This window comes from Antrihabitans spumae, from assembly GCF_043944905.1.
Lineage (GTDB): Bacteria > Actinomycetota > Actinomycetes > Mycobacteriales > Mycobacteriaceae > Antrihabitans > Antrihabitans spumae.
The window spans coordinates 19,715-35,774 of sequence record NZ_JBIMSN010000058.1 but is presented as its reverse complement, the minus strand read 5'-3'; the positions used below and the strand labels follow the sequence as shown (position 1 = coordinate 35,774).

The following is a 16,060-nucleotide window of genomic DNA, read 5'->3' as shown; positions in this document are numbered from 1 at the left end:
ACCTTTCTTCATGAATGACACAGTCTCAGACTGAATTACGGTGAAAGCCGGAGGCTAGCGGGCCGCCGCTCGACGGTATAGGTACCCCGCATACATCGGTCACCAGCCAGTTGACCAGTCGCATGGCGGCGTAGTCGGCGTCATGTGCCGCGTGGCGTTCGGCGAAGTCGCGCTCGGCGGTCGACAGGTCGAAGGTCGGCGACGTAGCCAGACCGAAATCGCAGAGATAGATCCGCTCTCCGTCGCTGCGCATGTTGTCGAAGTGTCCGTCCATGTGCAGCAGCTTCCGGTCGGCCAGGAACGTCACGATCTCTGAAAGGTGTTCTGCGACAGCGTCTGCCGTGCCAACTGGATTCCGACGAAGCCAGTCCAAAAGCGGGTGCTCGATGTATTCGCCGAAAAGCACGAGGCTCGACTGTGCGGCGGCCAACGCTTCGAGACGGCCACGCACGGCTGGATTGTTGCCCTGGGCGGCGACCACGGCGTTGATGTCGGCGTGTTCGTCTGCGATCGGCGAGCGACCACGCAGCACCCGCCAGTGGTAGAGCATCGGGAACGACTGCGTCTCGCCGGCCAGAACGCCGTCTGTAACGATCTTGTTCGCGGCCAGTTCGCGCCATGCGTTGAAGCTCGGACCACCGATGCCGTATTGGCAGAAGACCGGCAGGTCGAATAGGTTTGCGGTAGAGCCCCGATGGGCGATCTCTAGATCTGTCAGCGGAATGCGTTTGGCGAACACCGGCACGCCATCGACATAGAGGACTGCCGAGCCGCCGCCGATTCCGACGCTGGCGGAACTACCATTATCCAATAGCTCGACGAGCTCAAAGTCACTGCAAGAGAACAGATGCGCGTTGATTTGCCGGTAGCGGTCGGCTCGGAGAGCTGTCATTGTTCGATTCTGCCACCGCGACTAGCCCACCTTGATCACGCGCAGGTCGCCTTCCCACGATCCGAGTTTGCCGGTGTTGCAGCCGCCGCGAATACCTTGGGCGAACACTGTGAACACATGGTCACCGGGTGTGAGCTCCATGCTCAACGACGTGGTCCGCCCGGGGCCGACAGCGTTGTTGATTCGGAGTGTGTCGTCGAGATAGACAAGCAAATTTATGTCGGAGCAATGTCCGGGATCGGCCGTGAATTCGACGCGGACCGTAGCGGGATCGCCCGTTGCGACGTTCATCGCTTGTACCGGGCCGCGGCACGATTGAGGATTGGCTCCTGGGACGGGTGTCTGGCAGATCTGCACCAGGCTTGGTAGTCAGATTCGGGACTGCCGAGGCCGGCGACGCGAAGGCAAGTGAGATGGCCGCGGATCCCGCGGCGAGGGCCGCAATGCGGGTAAAGGTATTGAGCGCCATGGGATTTCCTCTTTCTGTGAGACGTAGTCGGGAAGTGCGGTGCGATCGGTTCTGACACCAATTGTTCGGTGCTGGGCACTTCGAAAACAGGTGCTAGAGGGGTGGTTATCGGCCACCCCCCGCACCGTCCGAGCGCCAGAGATCGTCAGGTCTTCGACAACCGAGCGCGCTCGAGAAGCTCGTCGATCAGCTGCCTTTTGCCCTCGAAGGAGCGCTCGCGATCCACGCTCAGCCAAGGAGCGAGCCTGGCCTTCAGGTCGCCGTAATGCTTTGCGTCAGCGGCATTCCCGCGCAGGTAGTCTCGGAGATCGACATGGTCGCGGTGCGGTCGAGACCCGGCCACCACGACGTAAAGGTGAAGGTCGTGGATACCGGTGGATTGCCGAATTGTTCGCGGCCCTTGTTCAGTTGAGTGCGAAACCGAATATCGTCCAGTCGTTGAGTATGTGTGCACCGGTCGAGACCCAGATGTTGTTGGTTATGAGGAACCCGAGCGTCAGGATCAATCGCACAACGCCGATTCCGACGACGGCCTGGACGACATTCCAGTCATAGGTAGGCCGGTGGACCGCACCGAAGATCAGCGCCGTAACGAGCCACGCGGTCAGCATCGCAGTCCGCCGAGACCATTGCAGCCGCGAGTGAAAGTAGTACATCAGCGCAAGTAGCGGCAGGATCGTGAGTAGTTCCTCGCCGAAGAGTTGCGGAACCGCCTGCACCATGAAGAGGACCTTTTCGGTCGTCGTCGCGTCGGCAAGTGCGTCCGCACCCGGGTTGTCTTTGGCGCCAACGAGTTTGACCAGCACCCACCCGACAACCACGGTGACGACGACGTTGAGGATCCAGATCCCAAGCATCAGGAGTACGTCCCGCAAGCTGACTCTGCGGAAGATTGCAGTCCAGTGTTCGGGTGCGACGTAGCGCAGTGCGAGAAGTGGAATCAGCGGCAATGCGATGACTGGGACCCAGTGGCCCCATGCGCCGCCGAGGCCCCAAAACGACACGACGGCGAAGCCAGCGACGATTGCCGCCATGACGAGCCACCACTGTTTGCCCGTGATGACCTGCGGAATCCCGTTGTAGTACGGAATGTCGGGGTCGGGCAGCGTCGGTGCGGCGGCCTGCACGTCGTTGGTCATCGAGCGCTCCGGATTGCCAGAGGGAATCAGACAGTTAGCAATGTAGACCTCGTTCAGCGTCAGCGCGGGCCCTTCAGGACGCCTGTGTAGCGCCGCCCTCTTGCGGGTACTGCTGTGGAATCGACAACGCGAGGAGCGAATATGAAGGACTTCGAGTTATCAGCTGATGCGGTCCAGAAACTGGACGAGCAGGTCGAAAAGAACGACGCAGACAAAGGCGAAGAAAAGCAGGACGGTGACTCGGTCAAGCAGACCCTCGATGTGCCGACGGAAAAGCCGGAGGACGAGGCCGCTGAGGTCGTGCAATCGCAATACAAGGAGAAGTCCGGACTCGAACTCGACGGAAAAAGCGTGCGCGACATCGTGAATATCGCCCAAGCGGACAGCGGGTCCTCGGATAGCGGCTCGGACTCGGACTCCGAGACGGACTCGGACTCAGACGCGGACGCGGAGTCAGACGCGGACGCGGAGTCAGTCAAGGACTCAGGTTCCGATGAGGACACGGATTCCGAGAAGGACACTGAATCCAAAGAGGACTCGGCGAAGGCTGAATCCTCGCGCGATACAGACGGGTGATACCTGCTCGTATGCGGTGCCGAATTTACTGGTAGACGCCGGAATCCGAAAGCGCGATCATCTAGCGATGAACGAGCCAACGGACATTTCGTACCGTCTGTCCAGACGCAGTCTTTTCACAGGCGCAGCAGCACTCGCAGTGGCTGGATGTGCGGGAGGAGAATCGGAACCCACAGCAGCTACAACCTCGACTTCAGCAGGCCCCGCAATCACGATCGAGAACGATGTCGACCTCGAGCGCGCATTGCCGTCGCTGTCGAATTGGGGGAGATGGGGGCCCGACGACCAACTCGGCACGCTGAACTACATGACGCCGCAGACCAAACTCGCAGCCGTGGCGGAAATCCGGACCGGACGAGTAGTGCCATTCGGACGAGAGATTTCCTCGACCACACCCAATCTCCGCGACGTCACCTACAAGATGAAGCGCTACGACGATCCGTTGCCCGACGAAGCGGGATGCATCGACGAAATCGGCATGACCTACCACGGATTCGCGGTCACGCATATCGATGCCCTTTGCCACATATTCACGCCAGAGGGCAAGCAGGGGATGTACAACGGCTACCCGGTCGAAGACGTCACGCCGACTGGAGCGCTTCGCCTCGGCATCGAGCGCATAGGAGAAGTCGGCATCGTCGGCCGCGGCGTCCTGCTCGACGTCGGTGAGGTGCGCGGTGGGTCGCTACCTGTCGGATCGGTCATCCGACCCGAGGACCTCGACGCGGCTGAGCAGCTGCACCAAGTCCAGGTCGGCGAGGGCGACATTGTGTTCGTCCGCAATGGCGGTGGCACGGGCAACACCTTCCAGCGCGGTTCCGGTCTGCACGCGTCCTGCCTGCCGTGGCTACGCGAGCGCCGCGCGTCGATCCTCAGCAGCGATTCCGACAGCGACGTCCACCCGCCGATACCTGGATTCGAACGCTGGACCGAACCGATGCATATGGTCCTGATTCCATATCTCGGCATGCCAATACTCGACAACACCGAACTCGACGCGCTCGCGGAAGCCTGTGCTGCTGAGCAACGTTGGGCATTCTTCGTGAGTGTCAGCCCGTGGCGTTTCAAAGGCGCGACGAGCTCGCCAGTCAATCCGGTTGCGATATTCTGACCTAAGCTAATGAGTGGGTCGCGAATCCCGGCCCGCATGGGCGCAACCATCAAGGAGGTTCGCAATGCCGGACACCACCTGCCACATGTCGATCTCGCTGGACGGCTTCGTCGCCGGGCCGGACCAGAGCCGCGAGAACCCGCTTGGCAAACGAGGGCGAGAGCTGCACGGCTGGCACATCGGCGATCCGCGGGCCAATGAGGCCAACAACATCGCGAACGGGTGGCTGATGCGTCCGCGCGGCGCATATGTGATGGGGCGCAACATGTTCGGCCCCATCCGCGAGGACTGGGACGAAGACTGGTCTGGCTGGTGGGGGCCCGAGCCGCCCTATCACGCGCCGGTCTTCGTGCTGACTCATCATCGACACGATCCGATCGAGATGGAGGGAGGAACGACCTTCCATTTCGTCACCGATGGCTTCGACGCGGCTTATTCCGCGGCGTGTGAGGCCGCCGGCGACAAGGGCGTCGACATCGCAGGTGGGGCCTCGACCGTCCGGCAAGCGTTGATCGCCGACGTCATCGACGAATTCACCCTCGACATCGCGCCCGTCCTGCTCGGTTCGGGCGAGCGGATCTTCGATGGGGTCGAGTCCTTCGGCTTCGAGCCCGCGGAGGTGCTGCACTCACCGCTGACCACACACATCAAATATCGCCGCAGCTGACCTGACTGCCGGTCATCGACACATCATCCTGATCTGCCTGGCGGCAACGCAGAGGTTCGCCAGTCCGTCACCGCGAGGTGAACTGCCGATTGTGGCTTCGGCGAGGAGAGTTCGCGAAGACTCCAACATCGACGCGTTGGCTTGCTCCCACTCGACGAGACGTTCTTGGGTCGATCCCCGCGGCGAGGTGTTCTTGGCGATGTCGGCTGTGATCGCCCTCAGGGATGCGTACAGATCCTCGCGTAGCGACAGGCGTGCCAGGGAATGCCAGCGGTCGCGGCGGTCGAGGCCGGACACGCTTGTCAGATGCGTATTGATGTCGAGGTGCGCCGAGACGGCGAAATACAGTTCGGCGATCGCCGGGAACGTCTGGTCCAGCGACGTCGCAAGATCGGTGATGTCGAGAAAGCAATAGACGTGCAGTAGATCCGCGACCCTGGCCGCATCGCCTTCCGGTGCACCATGAGTCACCAGCGCCCGAGTGCGACTCCTTACTGCGTCGAGTTCGTCGTCGCGCAGCCATCGACGAACGTGTGGACCGAAGGTGCGAATGTTCTCGCGGTAGCGGGCGACATCGTCGGCCACGTTCAGGGGGAGAGGCCGCTTGGTGAGCAGCCATCGGCTGGCGCGGTCCAACAGCCGCTGCGTCTGCCCGACGAGGGCGTTCGCGCCCTCGGCGGGGACCCCGGGATCGTGGGTGGCCGCGAAAATCGACTCCAAACCGAAGGTCTTGGTGACGATCTCGAAGGCGCGGGCGCAGTCGGCGATGGTCGTCGCGGTGTCGTCACGAAGCCGGGAGACAAAGGTGATGCCGCCGTACTCGACCATGGTGTTGATCAATGCCGACGTAGCAATCTCCCGACGAAGCGGGTGTACTGCGACGGCATCGCCGAACCGACGGGTCAATCGACTCGGGAAGTACTCGAGTAGGCGTTCGATCGCAGGTGGTTCGTCGGGGACTGTGCTGTCGAGAAGTGGACGTCGAAGCCCGTTCTTCGCCTGCGCTGTGAGCTGGGCCAGTTCCGGACTCGACAAACCGATTCCCGCGACTGCCATGTCTGCGAATTCTGTTGCAGTGGGCAGGTTGTCGACATCGCGATCTACGATTCCATCCACTTCGAGCTGCTCGACAAGCCTGGCGTGAAAGCCGACCATCGACTCAGCGGTGTGGCGGTTGCTTCCCATCAAGTCGTTTTGGCGCTTGTTCTGAGCGAGCACCGCCGCGCTCACGTCGTCGGTCATCGAACTCAGGAACTCGGCGCGTTCGGCGTCGGTGAGCAACTCGGCGTATCGGGCGGGTGCCAACGCGATCTTGATGTTGACCTCGTGATCCGAGCAGTCGACGCCGCCGGCGTTGTCGAGGGCGTCGGTATTGATATGGCCTCCCGCGCGGGCAAATTCGATCCGTCCGCGTTGCGTGATGCCAAGATTTCCGCCTTCGCCGATGACCGCTGCCCGAACGCGCGGCGCGTCGATTCGTACGCCGTCGTTGGCTTCGTCGCCGCAGTCCAGATTCGACTCGGTACTCGACTTGATGTACGTGCCGATGCCTCCGTTCCACAGGAGATCTGCCGGTGCCGCCAGCACAGCGCGAACGAGGTCTTGGGCCGATAGCCGACTGGTGGGTGAGTCCAGTGCGAGGGCTTCACGAACCTGCGGTGTGAGGTGCACCGCCTTTGCGTTGCGGGGGACGATAAGTGCCCCCTCGCTCATAATCGAGTGGTCGTAGTCAGCCCAACTCGATCTGGACAACTCGAACAGACGGCGTCGTTCGGCGAAAGAACGGGCCGGATCCGGGTTCGGGTCGATGAAAACATGGCGGTGATCGAACGCGGCCTTCAAAGCGATCTTGTCGGAGAGCAGCATTCCATTGCCGAAAACGTCCCCACTCATATCGCCGATTCCGATGACGGTGAAAGTGTCTGTCGCGGTGTCGATTCCGATCTCGCGAAAATGCCGGGACACACTTTCCCATGCTCCGCGGGCGGTGATACCCATCGCCTTGTGGTCGTAACCCACAGTGCCGCCTGATGCGAAAGCATCTCCGAGCCAATATTTCCGTTCCAGGGCAACCTCGTTGGCGAGATCGGAGAACGACGCGGTTCCTTTGTCTGCTGCAACTACGAAGTAGGTGTCGTCCTGGTCGCGTCGGACCACCCCGGCTGCAGGAATTACTGCGCCGCCGCCTATGTCGAGATTGTCGGTCAGATCGAGCAGCGACGCGATGAACTCGCGGTAGCACTGGCGAACCTGTTGTGGTGTGGGGTCCGAGTGGGTCACGACGAAGCCGCCTTTGGCTCCGGCGGGGACGATGACTGCATTCTTGACCGATTGGGCTTTGACCAAGCCGAGTATTTCTGTGCGGTAGTCGTCGGGCCGGTCGGAGTAGCGAATTCCTCCCCGCGCGATCGCATCGAATCTCATATGCACGCCGTGGACGTCGGAGCCGAAAACGAATGCTTCCACCCGAGGGCGTGGTTTGGGAAGAAAGTCGATGGACTCGGCATCGAGCTTGATACTCAACGCCTTTCGCGGCCTCGGTGCGCTGTACATGTTCGTGCGCGTGGTTGCCCGAATGGTGGTCAAGAGTGATCGAAGTATCCGGTCGGCGTCCAGTCCGGACACAGTTTCGATGATGCGCGCCGCCGCGTCGTCGACAGCGTCGATCTGACCAGCTGTTGCTGCATTCTTCGGGTCGAGTCGCGTTTCGAACAACCGAACCAACGCCTTAGCCGCGTCGGGATGTGCGGCGAGGACAGTCTGCATATGTGTACGGGTATAGGGCAAGCCTGCCTGGCGAAGGTACGCGGCGTAGGCCCGGATGATCGTGACCTGTCGCCATTCCAACTGGGCGGTCAGGATCAGCTTGTTGAAGCTGTCGATGTCGAGCTGACCGAACCACGCAGCATGGAACGCGTCGGCGATCCGGTCTGTCAGGTTCGTACTACCGAGAAGCGCAGGCGGCATTGTGACGGTGAGGTCGTAGATCCTGGCTGCATAGCCCGCACGTGCATTGAGGAGGTACGGACGCTCGTCGACAGCGTCGATTCCCATGCTGTGGAGGATGGGAAGCACCCGGTGCAGTGGCGCTGCAGAGTCGATCGTGCGGATCCGAACATGATGAGTGGGCTGCCCGGTCTGCCCGTCGAGCGACTCCGATCCGATGTGGACGGAAATGCTGCCGCGCTCGAGACCGTGTATGGCAACGATGTCGGCGGCCGCGATCTCGGGAACACAGTCGTCGACCAGCGATGCGGGTATGCGTCGTAGATAGTCGTCGAGTGCATCGCTTGGAACCGACTCGGCGAGCTCACGTACGGTGTTGGCCCACTGATGAATTCGCGCTTCGTCGATGTAAGTCTGGTCAGTCACGGTGTTTGCTTGTCCTCGTCGAGTTGCGGGTCGAGTTGCTGGTGCCGAGCCCGTCCACCGGGTACCGGGCGAAAGATGATGGACTGCCCGGGTCTGGCTTGCGCGAGCGAATCGAGATCGTCGTCGACCACGGTGCCGATCACCGGATAACCACCGGTGATGGGGTGATCGGCCAAGAAGACGACTGGCTCTCCACTCGGCGGAACTTGAATGGCGCCCAGCGGCATGCCTTCGGTGGGCAGTTCCTTGTCGTTGAGGCGTATCAACGACGGAAAACCGGGGTTGCGGATCAGGCGGGCACCTACTCGGTCGGTGTGCTCGCTGATTTCCCACCGTCCGACAAAGAGATCGTCGGGGTCGGCGAACCAGTCTTCTCGCGGACCGAGCATCACGTGCGCGATGACCGGTGCCGTCGTGATCACAGGCACCGGTGCTACATCGACGGGTGACGGACGGTCGCTTTCCGACCCGATCGCCAAATCCACACCGGCGCTCAGTGGTTCGGGGCCGATGCCGGAGAGAGTGTCTCGGCTGCGCGAACCCAACACGGCCTCGACGTCGAAACCTCCGCGGACCGCCACGTAGACCCGGAGGCCGGCCTCTGCCATGCCGAGCCGAAGAGTTTGTCCGGCGGTGAGGTGGATGACCGTCGAATGCCCCATCGGTGTCCCGTCGACGGTGATCGGGGCTGGGGCTCCGGTCACCGCGAGAGTCGCCGCCGAGGCAGCGTGCAATTCGAGGCCGCCGAGTAGACATTCGATCGATGCTGCTGTGGCGACATTGCCCACCAGGCGGTTGGCAAGCGCATGTGAACCTCTGTCGGCGGCGCCGGACACTCCGACGCCGGATGCGAACCATCCCGGTCGACCCAAGTCCTGGAGCGTGCTCAGGGGTCCGGTCGCGACCACTCGAAGGGTGCGGTGTGCTGTCATCGGAGGTCCTCCGCGACGAACCGCACGCTGCACCCAGGTGTGATCAGTGCAGGCTGCGGGTTCTCCAGGTTCCAGGTTTCCACAGTGGTGTGCCCGATGAGCTGCCACCCGCCCGGCGAACGGCGTGGGTACACGGCACTGTAACCGTCTGCGAGAGCGACGGATCCGGCCGGAACGGCCGTTCTGGACTGCTCGCGTCTCGGCACCGCCAGTCCTGATTCGCTGGACTCCAGGTAACCGAATCCTGGTGCGAATCCCACGAACGAGCATCGCCATAGTCGGCGCGTGTGTTCGACGATCACGTCGTCGACCGAGATACCCAACATCCGTGCCACAGGCTCGAGATCGTCGCCGCTGTAGGTGACCGGGATGTGTACGACGTCCGCCTCGTCCGCTGCGGCGAAAGACGTCGGCTCGAAGTCGGCCAGTAACCTGTGCAGGCGTTGCTCGAGCTCACGTAAATCGGTTCGTGGGTCGGTCGTGATCAGGACTGTCTGCGCCGCAGGAAGCACATCGCTGACGCCATCGACGTGCGAGCGGCGAAGCAAGTCGGTCAACGCATCGACAGTGGTGCGATCCACGGGTTCCAGCAGCAACGCGCGACTTCCGGCCGGGCGGAACACTATTCGACGATCCGCAGTCACGTCGTTCATCGGGGAGCCTCGATCGGGATCTGGTTTTCGCGCAAGCATGTCCTGATTCTTTCGAGAATCTCGACACAGTTGGGGGAGTCTCCGTGGATGCAGATGCTGTCGGCACGGACCTCGACAGTGCCGCCGTCGGAGGTCTCGACTGTTCCTGTCGTCGCGAGCGCAAGCGCCTGCTCGACCGCTGCCTCTACTCCGAGCAGTGCGGAGGCGTTGCTACGGGGCGCGAGCGAACCGGTGGACAGGTAGGCGCGGTCGGCGAAACCCTCCGAGTTGAACGTAGCGCCGGCATCGAGGGCTGCCCGGTGCAGACTGCTTTCCGCAGGCCCCATGATCGCGAGGTCCGGGTTGTAAGCGATTGCGGCCGCGACGATCGCCTGGGCCATGTCGAAATCGATGGAAGCCGAATGGTACAGAGCGCCATGCGGTTTGACGTAGGTGACGGTGCCACCGGCTGCCTTCGCGATGGCGTCGAGGGCGCCTATTTGATACAAGGATTCATCGCGGAGTTCGGTAGCAGTCAACGCGAGCGCACGTCGTCCGAACCCCACGAGATCGCGATAGCCGATATGCGCACCGATACGGACTCCGTTACGAACCGCGCGGTCGCAGGTCCGGCGCATGATGGACGGATCACCCGCGTGAAATCCGCACGCGACGTTGGCGCTGGTGACGAGGTCCAGCAGAGCGTCGTCGTCGCCGAGTCGCCACTGCCCGAAGCCTTCTCCGAGATCGCAGTTGATGTCATACGCCACGGTGATCACCCGCGACGTGTCGATCGGGCTGGTCGGTGATGAGCATGTGTCCCGGCGCGTGAGTGATTGCAAACGGGACACCCGAAGCCAGGATTGCTGCTTGTGGAGTGACGCCGCACGCCCAGAACACCGGCACATCGCCGTCATGGAAAGTGACACGGTCACCGAACTGTGGTCGGTCGATATCGTCGATCAGCAACGAGCCGGGATCCCCGACATGCACCGGTGCGCCGTGTGCACCGGTCATCGTGTTCGACGCCGTCACGGCTTCGGCCACCATCGATGCGGGGACCGGACGCATCGATACCACCAGTGGACTGCTGATTCGGCCGCCAGGCCGACACTGACGCTGCGTTGTGTACATCGGGACGTTGACGCCTTGTTCTCGATGCCGCAATGGAATTCCCGCCTCGACGAGGACGGTTTCGAAGGTGAACGAACATCCGATGTGGAAGGACACCAGATCATCGCGCCAGAACTCCGTGGCGTCACCGACTTCCTCGGCGAGTTGGCCGTTTCGCCAGATTCGGTAGGCGGGATAATCGGTGCGCAGATCGGCGTCAGGGGCGAGAGTTGTTGTGTACGAACCTTCGTCGCTGATATCGAGGACCGGACACGGCTTCGGATTGCGCTGCGCGAAAAGAAGGAAGTCGTACGCCCAGTCCCGCGGGAGCGAAATCAGGTTGGTCTGGGTGAAGCCGGCCGACCACCCTGACGTCGGCGCAATTGTGCCCTGCCGGAACAGTTTCCGTGCCTCCGACGGATGCAACGACTCGGACTGATCGAAACGCTGCGTGGTGGTCATTTGAGTTCGATTCCGGCGGTCTCCGGCAAACCGAAGAGGGCGATCACCGCGATCACGTAGCCCACAGCACCGAAGATCATCGCGCCACCCAGGCCGAGCGCGGTGGAGGCCATGAAACCGACGATGGTGGGGAATACCGCGCCAAGGGCCCGGCCGAAGTTGTAGGTGAAACCTTGACCCGTTCCGCGGTATTCGGAGGGGTAGAGCTCGGAAAGGAACGATCCGAACCCGGAGAAAATGGCGGACGTACAGAAGCCCAAGGGGAAACCGAGCAGCATGACCAGTGTGTTCGCGCCGTCAGGCACTTGGGTGTAGCACACCATGAACACCACCGACAGGCTCGCGAACAACTGCATGGTGCGCTTACGCCCGAGTTTGTCGGCGAGAATTCCTCCGGAGACGTAGCCCATGAAGGCCCCGCTGATCAAGATGAAGAGGTACCCGCCCGTGCCGACGACATCGAGTTCGCGACTCTTCTTCAAATAGGTCGGAAGCCACGACGCGAGTGTGTAGTAACCGCCCTGCACGCCTGTCGCCAACAGCGAGGCGAAGAAGGTGGTGCGCAACAAGTCGCGGCGGAAGATGGCCCTGAACGAACCCCGTTGCTTACCCGCGGATTCGCGCTTTGCGGTCACGGCCTCCGTGTCGGTCACATGACGACGGACCCAGATGATCAACAGTGCCGGCATCGCACCGGTCCAGAACAGCACACGCCACGCGATGTCTTCGCTGAATACCTGGAAAACGATCGTGTAGACGAGAACCGCCAGCCCCCATCCGACAGCCCATGCGCTCTGCACGTACGCGACAGCCCGTCCCCGGTACTTGGGTTTCGCGTACTCGGCGACAAGAATTGCACCGGCCGCCCACTCTCCGCCGAAGCCGAGGCCCTGGAACGCCCGGAACACGAGCAAGGTTTCGAAGTTCGGCGCGAAGCCGCACAGCACCGTGAATATCGTGTACGTGGCGACAGTCACCTGGAGTGTCCTGACGCGGCCTATCTTGTCGCACAGAATGCCCGCCAACGCTCCACCCAGCGCCGACACCACAAGCGTGACAGTGGTGAGCAATCCGGCTTCGCCGGTGCTGATAGCGAAGTAGGACGCGATGGCACCAAGCGCTAGTGGCAGGACTTGGAAGTCGTACGAGTCCAGTCCATAGCCGCCGAAGGCACCGAGGAAACGCGCGGCGCCCCTTGCCGCTCATCGTCCTGAACCAGTCGAACGGTCTGTCCGCGGTGTCCTGCGCTTTCGGCTCCACCGGGTCGATCGTTGCTTTGTCCATTGTGTGCCTCACGAGTGGGGGTTGGAGTGATCCAGCTCTCATCACAGTAGAGGATCGTTGAACGATCCGGCAATACCTCAACTGAATCGTTTACATTGAGGACACTTGCCAGCCCCGGCGGGTAAGCTTCGTCCCAGGTTCGATCGACGGGGAGCAGCTCACGATGGTGACACCACTGCACGCGACAGATAAGACGTACTCGGCGCTGAGCTCGCGACGTGGACTTCTCGATCGAGGTAGCCGCAGCACTCAGATTGCAGACATCGTGAGGTCGTGCATTCTGGAGGGCGCGTTCAGACCCGGCACGCGCTTGTCCGAACCGGACATCTGCTCAGCTCTCGGCGTATCACTTAACACGCTGCGAGAGGCGTTCAAGTCGCTTGTCGAAGAACGGCTCGTCGTCCATGAGCTCAATCGAGGAGTGTTCGTCCGCGTCCCTACGCCTGACGACGTCGCTGAGCTCTACAGCTGCCGACGCATCATCGAAGGCTCGGCAGTCCGTGGTCTCGATATCGAAACTGCTGACCTCTCAGCTCTGCGCAGCGCACTCACGGACGCCGATGCCTATGCAGCAGTTGAGGATTGGACGGGCGTGGGAGACGCCGACATCACCTTTCACAAGGCAATATCCGCGCTCAACAACAGCAAGCGGCTGGACAGGCTGATGAACGACGTCTGGAACGAACTCAGACTGGTTTTCCACGTGATGGACGATCCCCACACCTTTCACCAGCCCTACCTGGAGCGAAATCACACGATCTTCGATCTGATTACAGAAGGCGAGATCGCGAGCGCAGAACGCGTGTTGTCCAGCTATTTGAGCGACGCCGAAACGCAGATTCTCGCGGTCTACACAGCAGAAATTCGCTAGGGGAGTACGGCCGGGTCGGCTATCGACCCGATGAGTGGGTATCAGGCGAGCGCCGGTGCTGGGGCTTCGTCGGCGGGCTCGTCGTCTGCTTCTTCCTCGACGGCTGCCAGATGCGCCTTCACAGCAGCTATACCTGGAAGTAACCCGCTCGACAGTGCGGCCAAGAGATAGCCGACGATCGGCACCCATGCCGCGATTGTCAACGCATGCAACAGTTCCGACTGCGTATAGCGTCCAGCGGCGTCGAAGAACAGCACACCGGTAACGGCGATACCAAGTGCTCCACCCACCTGCTGGAATGTTCCAAGTACCCCGGAAGCCGCGCCGGAATCCTTCTGATCGACTGTGGCCAGGGCGATGTCGAGCAGTGGGACGACCATGACGGTGAGGCCGATCCCCGCGACGGCCATCGGGACGACCGTGTCCCACCCTGAGTAGTCGGTCCCGGTGGAGTTGAAGACATAGATGGTCCAGCCCGTGCCGACGGCCATCAGAGTGCCGCCGACTGCCGGCAAAATACGACCGAGTCGTCCGACCAGCGCTGCCGCAATGCCGGCCGCAACGATGGCGCCGATGCTGAACGGCAGCGTCAGCGCACCGGAGGCGATTGCCGTGAAGCCGAGGCCGGTCTGCACATACAGGGCAAGGATCAGGAAAAACGAATTGATCGAACCCTGGAACAGGAACTGGATAGCGAGGCCACCGGTGAAACCGCGGTTGGCGAACAGCCGCAGCGGCATCATTGCGCTCTCTTCGCTGTGGCGTCGTTCGTTGAGGACGAAGAGCGCCAGCACCACGGGCGACAGTGCCATCAGCACGAACGACCAGATCGGCCACCCGAGCTGGCGCCCCTCCACCAGCGGGTAGACGAGCAGCAAGATGCCGCCAACGGCCAAGAGGACTCCGAGCGGATCCAGCGGCGACGGACGTTCGGATTTCGAGTTGGGCACGAGGAACACCGCCGCAATCACGATGATGATCCCGATCGGAATATTGATGAAGAAGATGGCCCGCCAGCCGCCGCCGAGCGGGTTGTTCGTGACCAGCCAGCCGCCCAGGACGGGCCCGATAACCGCGGCCATCGCTGTGATGACGCCGATCACCGCGAAGATCTTCGCGCGCTCGCGTGGTTTGTACAGCACTTGGACGCTGGCGAGCACCTGCGGCACCATCAGCCCGGCGAAGAGCCCCTGGGCTACGCGGGACGCGACCAGGGTCTCGCCGTTCTGTGCGATCGACGCTGTAAGCGACGCGATCGTGAAACCGGTTATGCCAGCGATGAATACACGCTGCCGACCGTAACGATCGCCGAGTCGACCCGACGTGATGAGTACGCCGGCGAACGCGAGTACGTAGCCGCTCACAATCCACTCGAGCTGAGACGGTGTACTGCCGAGGTCCTCCTGGATCGCGGGCAGCACGACATTGACGATTGTGACGTCCATGAGATCCATGAACATCGCGAAAGTGAGAACGGCCATCGCAAGGCCGCGCAAGCGTGTCGTGACGGGCAGATTAGCCCGGGTGTATGACAAACAATATTTCGTCTATTCACGCCCTCAGCCTGGGCCGTTGGGATTGGCCATGTCGTACGCACGGCAGAGCATCTTCGGAACGACCATCCGCCATGCATCGACGACCAACTCGCGGGCCTCGGCCGGGTCGAGCGCCTCGAGCTTCGCTTGGACCCAGTTGAATCGAAGGTCCGATTCCGTGGGCAGTTGAAACCTGCTTGGCTCGCTCGCTACTAGCGCAGCGCGCTCATCTTTCGGAAACGCGAACCCCATAACGGTCTCGTCCAGCGAAAACGCAACGTAGACAATCTGCTTGACGCGAAACTTCAATCGGCCACGGACGTACACCTCGTACGAGCGCTCCAAGCCGGCCCCGAGTGGTCTCACGTCCTCGATTACCGCCATGTTCACTCCGCCGTTCTGGCTTTGCGCTGATTCGCATTGAAGCGTGCTTTCTTCTGGCGATTCCCGCAGGTGTTCATGTCACACCATCTGCGGGTACGGCTTTGGCTGGTGTCGAAGAAGGCGGCTCGGCAGGTCGGCGATGCGCACAAGGCCAATTTTCCGTCTCGTTCGCCGGAGATGATGCTGATCGCGTCTGCGGCAACGACTCCGAGGGCATCTTCTACGCGGGACGCTGAGCTGAGTAGCCATTCCCGGTTGCTCTCGGGTGTCAGGACAGCCGCCGCTCGACCCGCGATGCTGCAGCGGTTGATCACGTGGACAGCAGACGCAGGGGGAGCGTCGCCGATCGCGGTCGCTGTCGCGGCGGCGTGAATCGATTCCCGCAGGTCCCAGGCACGCTCGAGTTGCGCGGTGGTGCAGGAGTCCACCGCTAGACCGTTGAGGACCAGCCAGTCGACGAGTCGGTGCGGCGTGGGAATGCGCTCGACAGCCTCGCCGTGACGCTCCGACAGAGTCCCCGTGAAGCAGGTCGCGAGCACGCTACCGAGGCGAAAGTCGGGGTATTCAGCAGGCATGGAACCACCTTAGCTGGTTGCGCCCAGGATCATGGAGGTGTTAGAA

General features: G+C 61.9%; 17 protein-coding genes. 4 read left to right on the top strand and 13 right to left on the bottom strand.

Annotation, left to right across the window (positions count from 1 at the left end; genetic code table 11):
• Nucleotides 1-25: 25 nt before the first annotated feature.
• The 4 genes from ACHIRB_RS13855 to ACHIRB_RS13840 all read right to left on the bottom strand — a co-directional run bounded on the left by ACHIRB_RS13855 (nucleotide 26) and on the right by ACHIRB_RS13840 (nucleotide 2,500).
• Entirely contained in the window at nucleotides 26-892 is an 867-nt protein-coding gene (locus tag ACHIRB_RS13855) for a serine/threonine protein phosphatase (protein ID WP_395126349.1), read from the bottom strand.
• Nucleotides 893-913: 21 nt separating this feature from the next.
• On the bottom strand, nucleotides 914-1,183 hold the full coding sequence (locus ACHIRB_RS13850) for a hypothetical protein (RefSeq protein WP_395126350.1): 270 nt from the start codon (nucleotides 1,181-1,183) through the stop codon (nucleotides 914-916).
• 323 nt (nucleotides 1,184-1,506) lie between these two features.
• Nucleotides 1,507-1,815 (bottom strand): GrpB family protein, encoded by a 309-nt coding sequence (locus tag ACHIRB_RS13845; protein ID WP_395126351.1) that lies wholly within the window; start codon nucleotides 1,813-1,815, stop codon nucleotides 1,507-1,509.
• Nucleotides 1,766-2,500 (bottom strand): CPBP family intramembrane glutamic endopeptidase, encoded by a 735-nt coding sequence (locus ACHIRB_RS13840; protein WP_395126352.1) that lies wholly within the window; start codon nucleotides 2,498-2,500, stop codon nucleotides 1,766-1,768. Before ACHIRB_RS13840 ends, ACHIRB_RS13845 begins: the two co-directional genes overlap by 50 nt.
• A gap of 141 nt (nucleotides 2,501-2,641) precedes the next feature.
• On the opposite strand from ACHIRB_RS13840, the gene ACHIRB_RS13835 reads away from it, so the two are divergent.
• The 3 genes from ACHIRB_RS13835 to ACHIRB_RS13825 all read left to right on the top strand — a co-directional run bounded on the left by ACHIRB_RS13835 (nucleotide 2,642) and on the right by ACHIRB_RS13825 (nucleotide 4,854).
• Nucleotides 2,642-3,076: a hypothetical protein gene (locus ACHIRB_RS13835; RefSeq protein WP_395126353.1), complete on the top strand. Its 435-nt coding sequence runs from the start codon at nucleotides 2,642-2,644 to the stop codon at nucleotides 3,074-3,076.
• A 67-nt stretch (nucleotides 3,077-3,143) separates the two neighbouring features.
• A complete protein-coding gene (locus ACHIRB_RS13830; protein ID WP_395126354.1) occupies nucleotides 3,144-4,187 on the top strand; it encodes a cyclase family protein in 1,044 nt (347 codons plus the stop codon).
• Between the two features lie 64 nt (nucleotides 4,188-4,251).
• Complete coding sequence (locus tag ACHIRB_RS13825; protein ID WP_395112621.1) at nucleotides 4,252-4,854, top strand: dihydrofolate reductase family protein; 603 nt, start codon at nucleotides 4,252-4,254, stop codon at nucleotides 4,852-4,854.
• Nucleotides 4,855-4,866: 12 nt separating this feature from the next.
• Here the strand turns inward: ACHIRB_RS13825 and ACHIRB_RS13820 are convergent, their stop codons facing one another.
• From ACHIRB_RS13820 to ACHIRB_RS13795, 6 genes are read right to left on the bottom strand one after another with little or no spacing between them, the layout of a single operon-like run.
• Complete coding sequence (locus ACHIRB_RS13820; protein ID WP_395112620.1) at nucleotides 4,867-8,226, bottom strand: NAD-glutamate dehydrogenase domain-containing protein; 3,360 nt, start codon at nucleotides 8,224-8,226, stop codon at nucleotides 4,867-4,869.
• Nucleotides 8,223-9,158 (bottom strand): 5-oxoprolinase subunit C family protein, encoded by a 936-nt coding sequence (locus ACHIRB_RS13815; RefSeq protein WP_395112619.1) that lies wholly within the window; start codon nucleotides 9,156-9,158, stop codon nucleotides 8,223-8,225. The genes ACHIRB_RS13820 and ACHIRB_RS13815 overlap by 4 nt, the downstream gene beginning before the upstream one ends.
• Nucleotides 9,155-9,811, bottom strand: a complete 657-nt coding sequence (locus ACHIRB_RS13810) for a 5-oxoprolinase subunit B family protein (protein ID WP_395112618.1) — start codon at nucleotides 9,809-9,811, stop codon at nucleotides 9,155-9,157. Before ACHIRB_RS13810 ends, ACHIRB_RS13815 begins: the two co-directional genes overlap by 4 nt.
• Nucleotides 9,808-10,560 (bottom strand): LamB/YcsF family protein, encoded by a 753-nt coding sequence (locus ACHIRB_RS13805; RefSeq protein ID WP_395112617.1) that lies wholly within the window; start codon nucleotides 10,558-10,560, stop codon nucleotides 9,808-9,810. Before ACHIRB_RS13805 ends, ACHIRB_RS13810 begins: the two co-directional genes overlap by 4 nt.
• On the bottom strand, nucleotides 10,550-11,365 hold the full coding sequence (locus tag ACHIRB_RS13800; protein WP_395112616.1) for a putative hydro-lyase: 816 nt from the start codon (nucleotides 11,363-11,365) through the stop codon (nucleotides 10,550-10,552). The genes ACHIRB_RS13805 and ACHIRB_RS13800 overlap by 11 nt, the downstream gene beginning before the upstream one ends.
• The gene (locus ACHIRB_RS13795) at nucleotides 11,362-12,474 is read right to left on the bottom strand and encodes an MFS transporter (RefSeq protein WP_395127716.1); all 1,113 of its coding nucleotides are present in this window, start codon (nucleotides 12,472-12,474) and stop codon (nucleotides 11,362-11,364) included. The genes ACHIRB_RS13800 and ACHIRB_RS13795 overlap by 4 nt, the downstream gene beginning before the upstream one ends.
• A 338-nt stretch (nucleotides 12,475-12,812) precedes the next feature.
• On the opposite strand from ACHIRB_RS13795, the gene ACHIRB_RS13790 reads away from it, so the two are divergent.
• On the top strand, nucleotides 12,813-13,520 hold the full coding sequence (locus ACHIRB_RS13790) for a GntR family transcriptional regulator (RefSeq protein ID WP_395127715.1): 708 nt from the start codon (nucleotides 12,813-12,815) through the stop codon (nucleotides 13,518-13,520).
• 41 nt (nucleotides 13,521-13,561) lie between these two features.
• On the opposite strand, the gene ACHIRB_RS13785 is transcribed toward ACHIRB_RS13790, so the two are convergent.
• From ACHIRB_RS13785 to ACHIRB_RS13775, 3 genes are all read right to left on the bottom strand, one after another.
• Complete coding sequence (locus tag ACHIRB_RS13785) at nucleotides 13,562-15,001, bottom strand: MFS transporter (protein WP_395112613.1); 1,440 nt, start codon at nucleotides 14,999-15,001, stop codon at nucleotides 13,562-13,564.
• A 78-nt stretch (nucleotides 15,002-15,079) separates the two neighbouring features.
• Nucleotides 15,080-15,439, bottom strand: coding sequence for an MmcQ/YjbR family DNA-binding protein (locus tag ACHIRB_RS13780; protein WP_395112612.1), 360 nt, complete (start codon nucleotides 15,437-15,439; stop codon nucleotides 15,080-15,082).
• 2 nt (nucleotides 15,440-15,441) lie between these two features.
• Nucleotides 15,442-16,014, bottom strand: coding sequence for a CGNR zinc finger domain-containing protein (locus ACHIRB_RS13775; protein WP_395112611.1), 573 nt, complete (start codon nucleotides 16,012-16,014; stop codon nucleotides 15,442-15,444).
• Nucleotides 16,015-16,060: the final 46 nt, after the last annotated feature.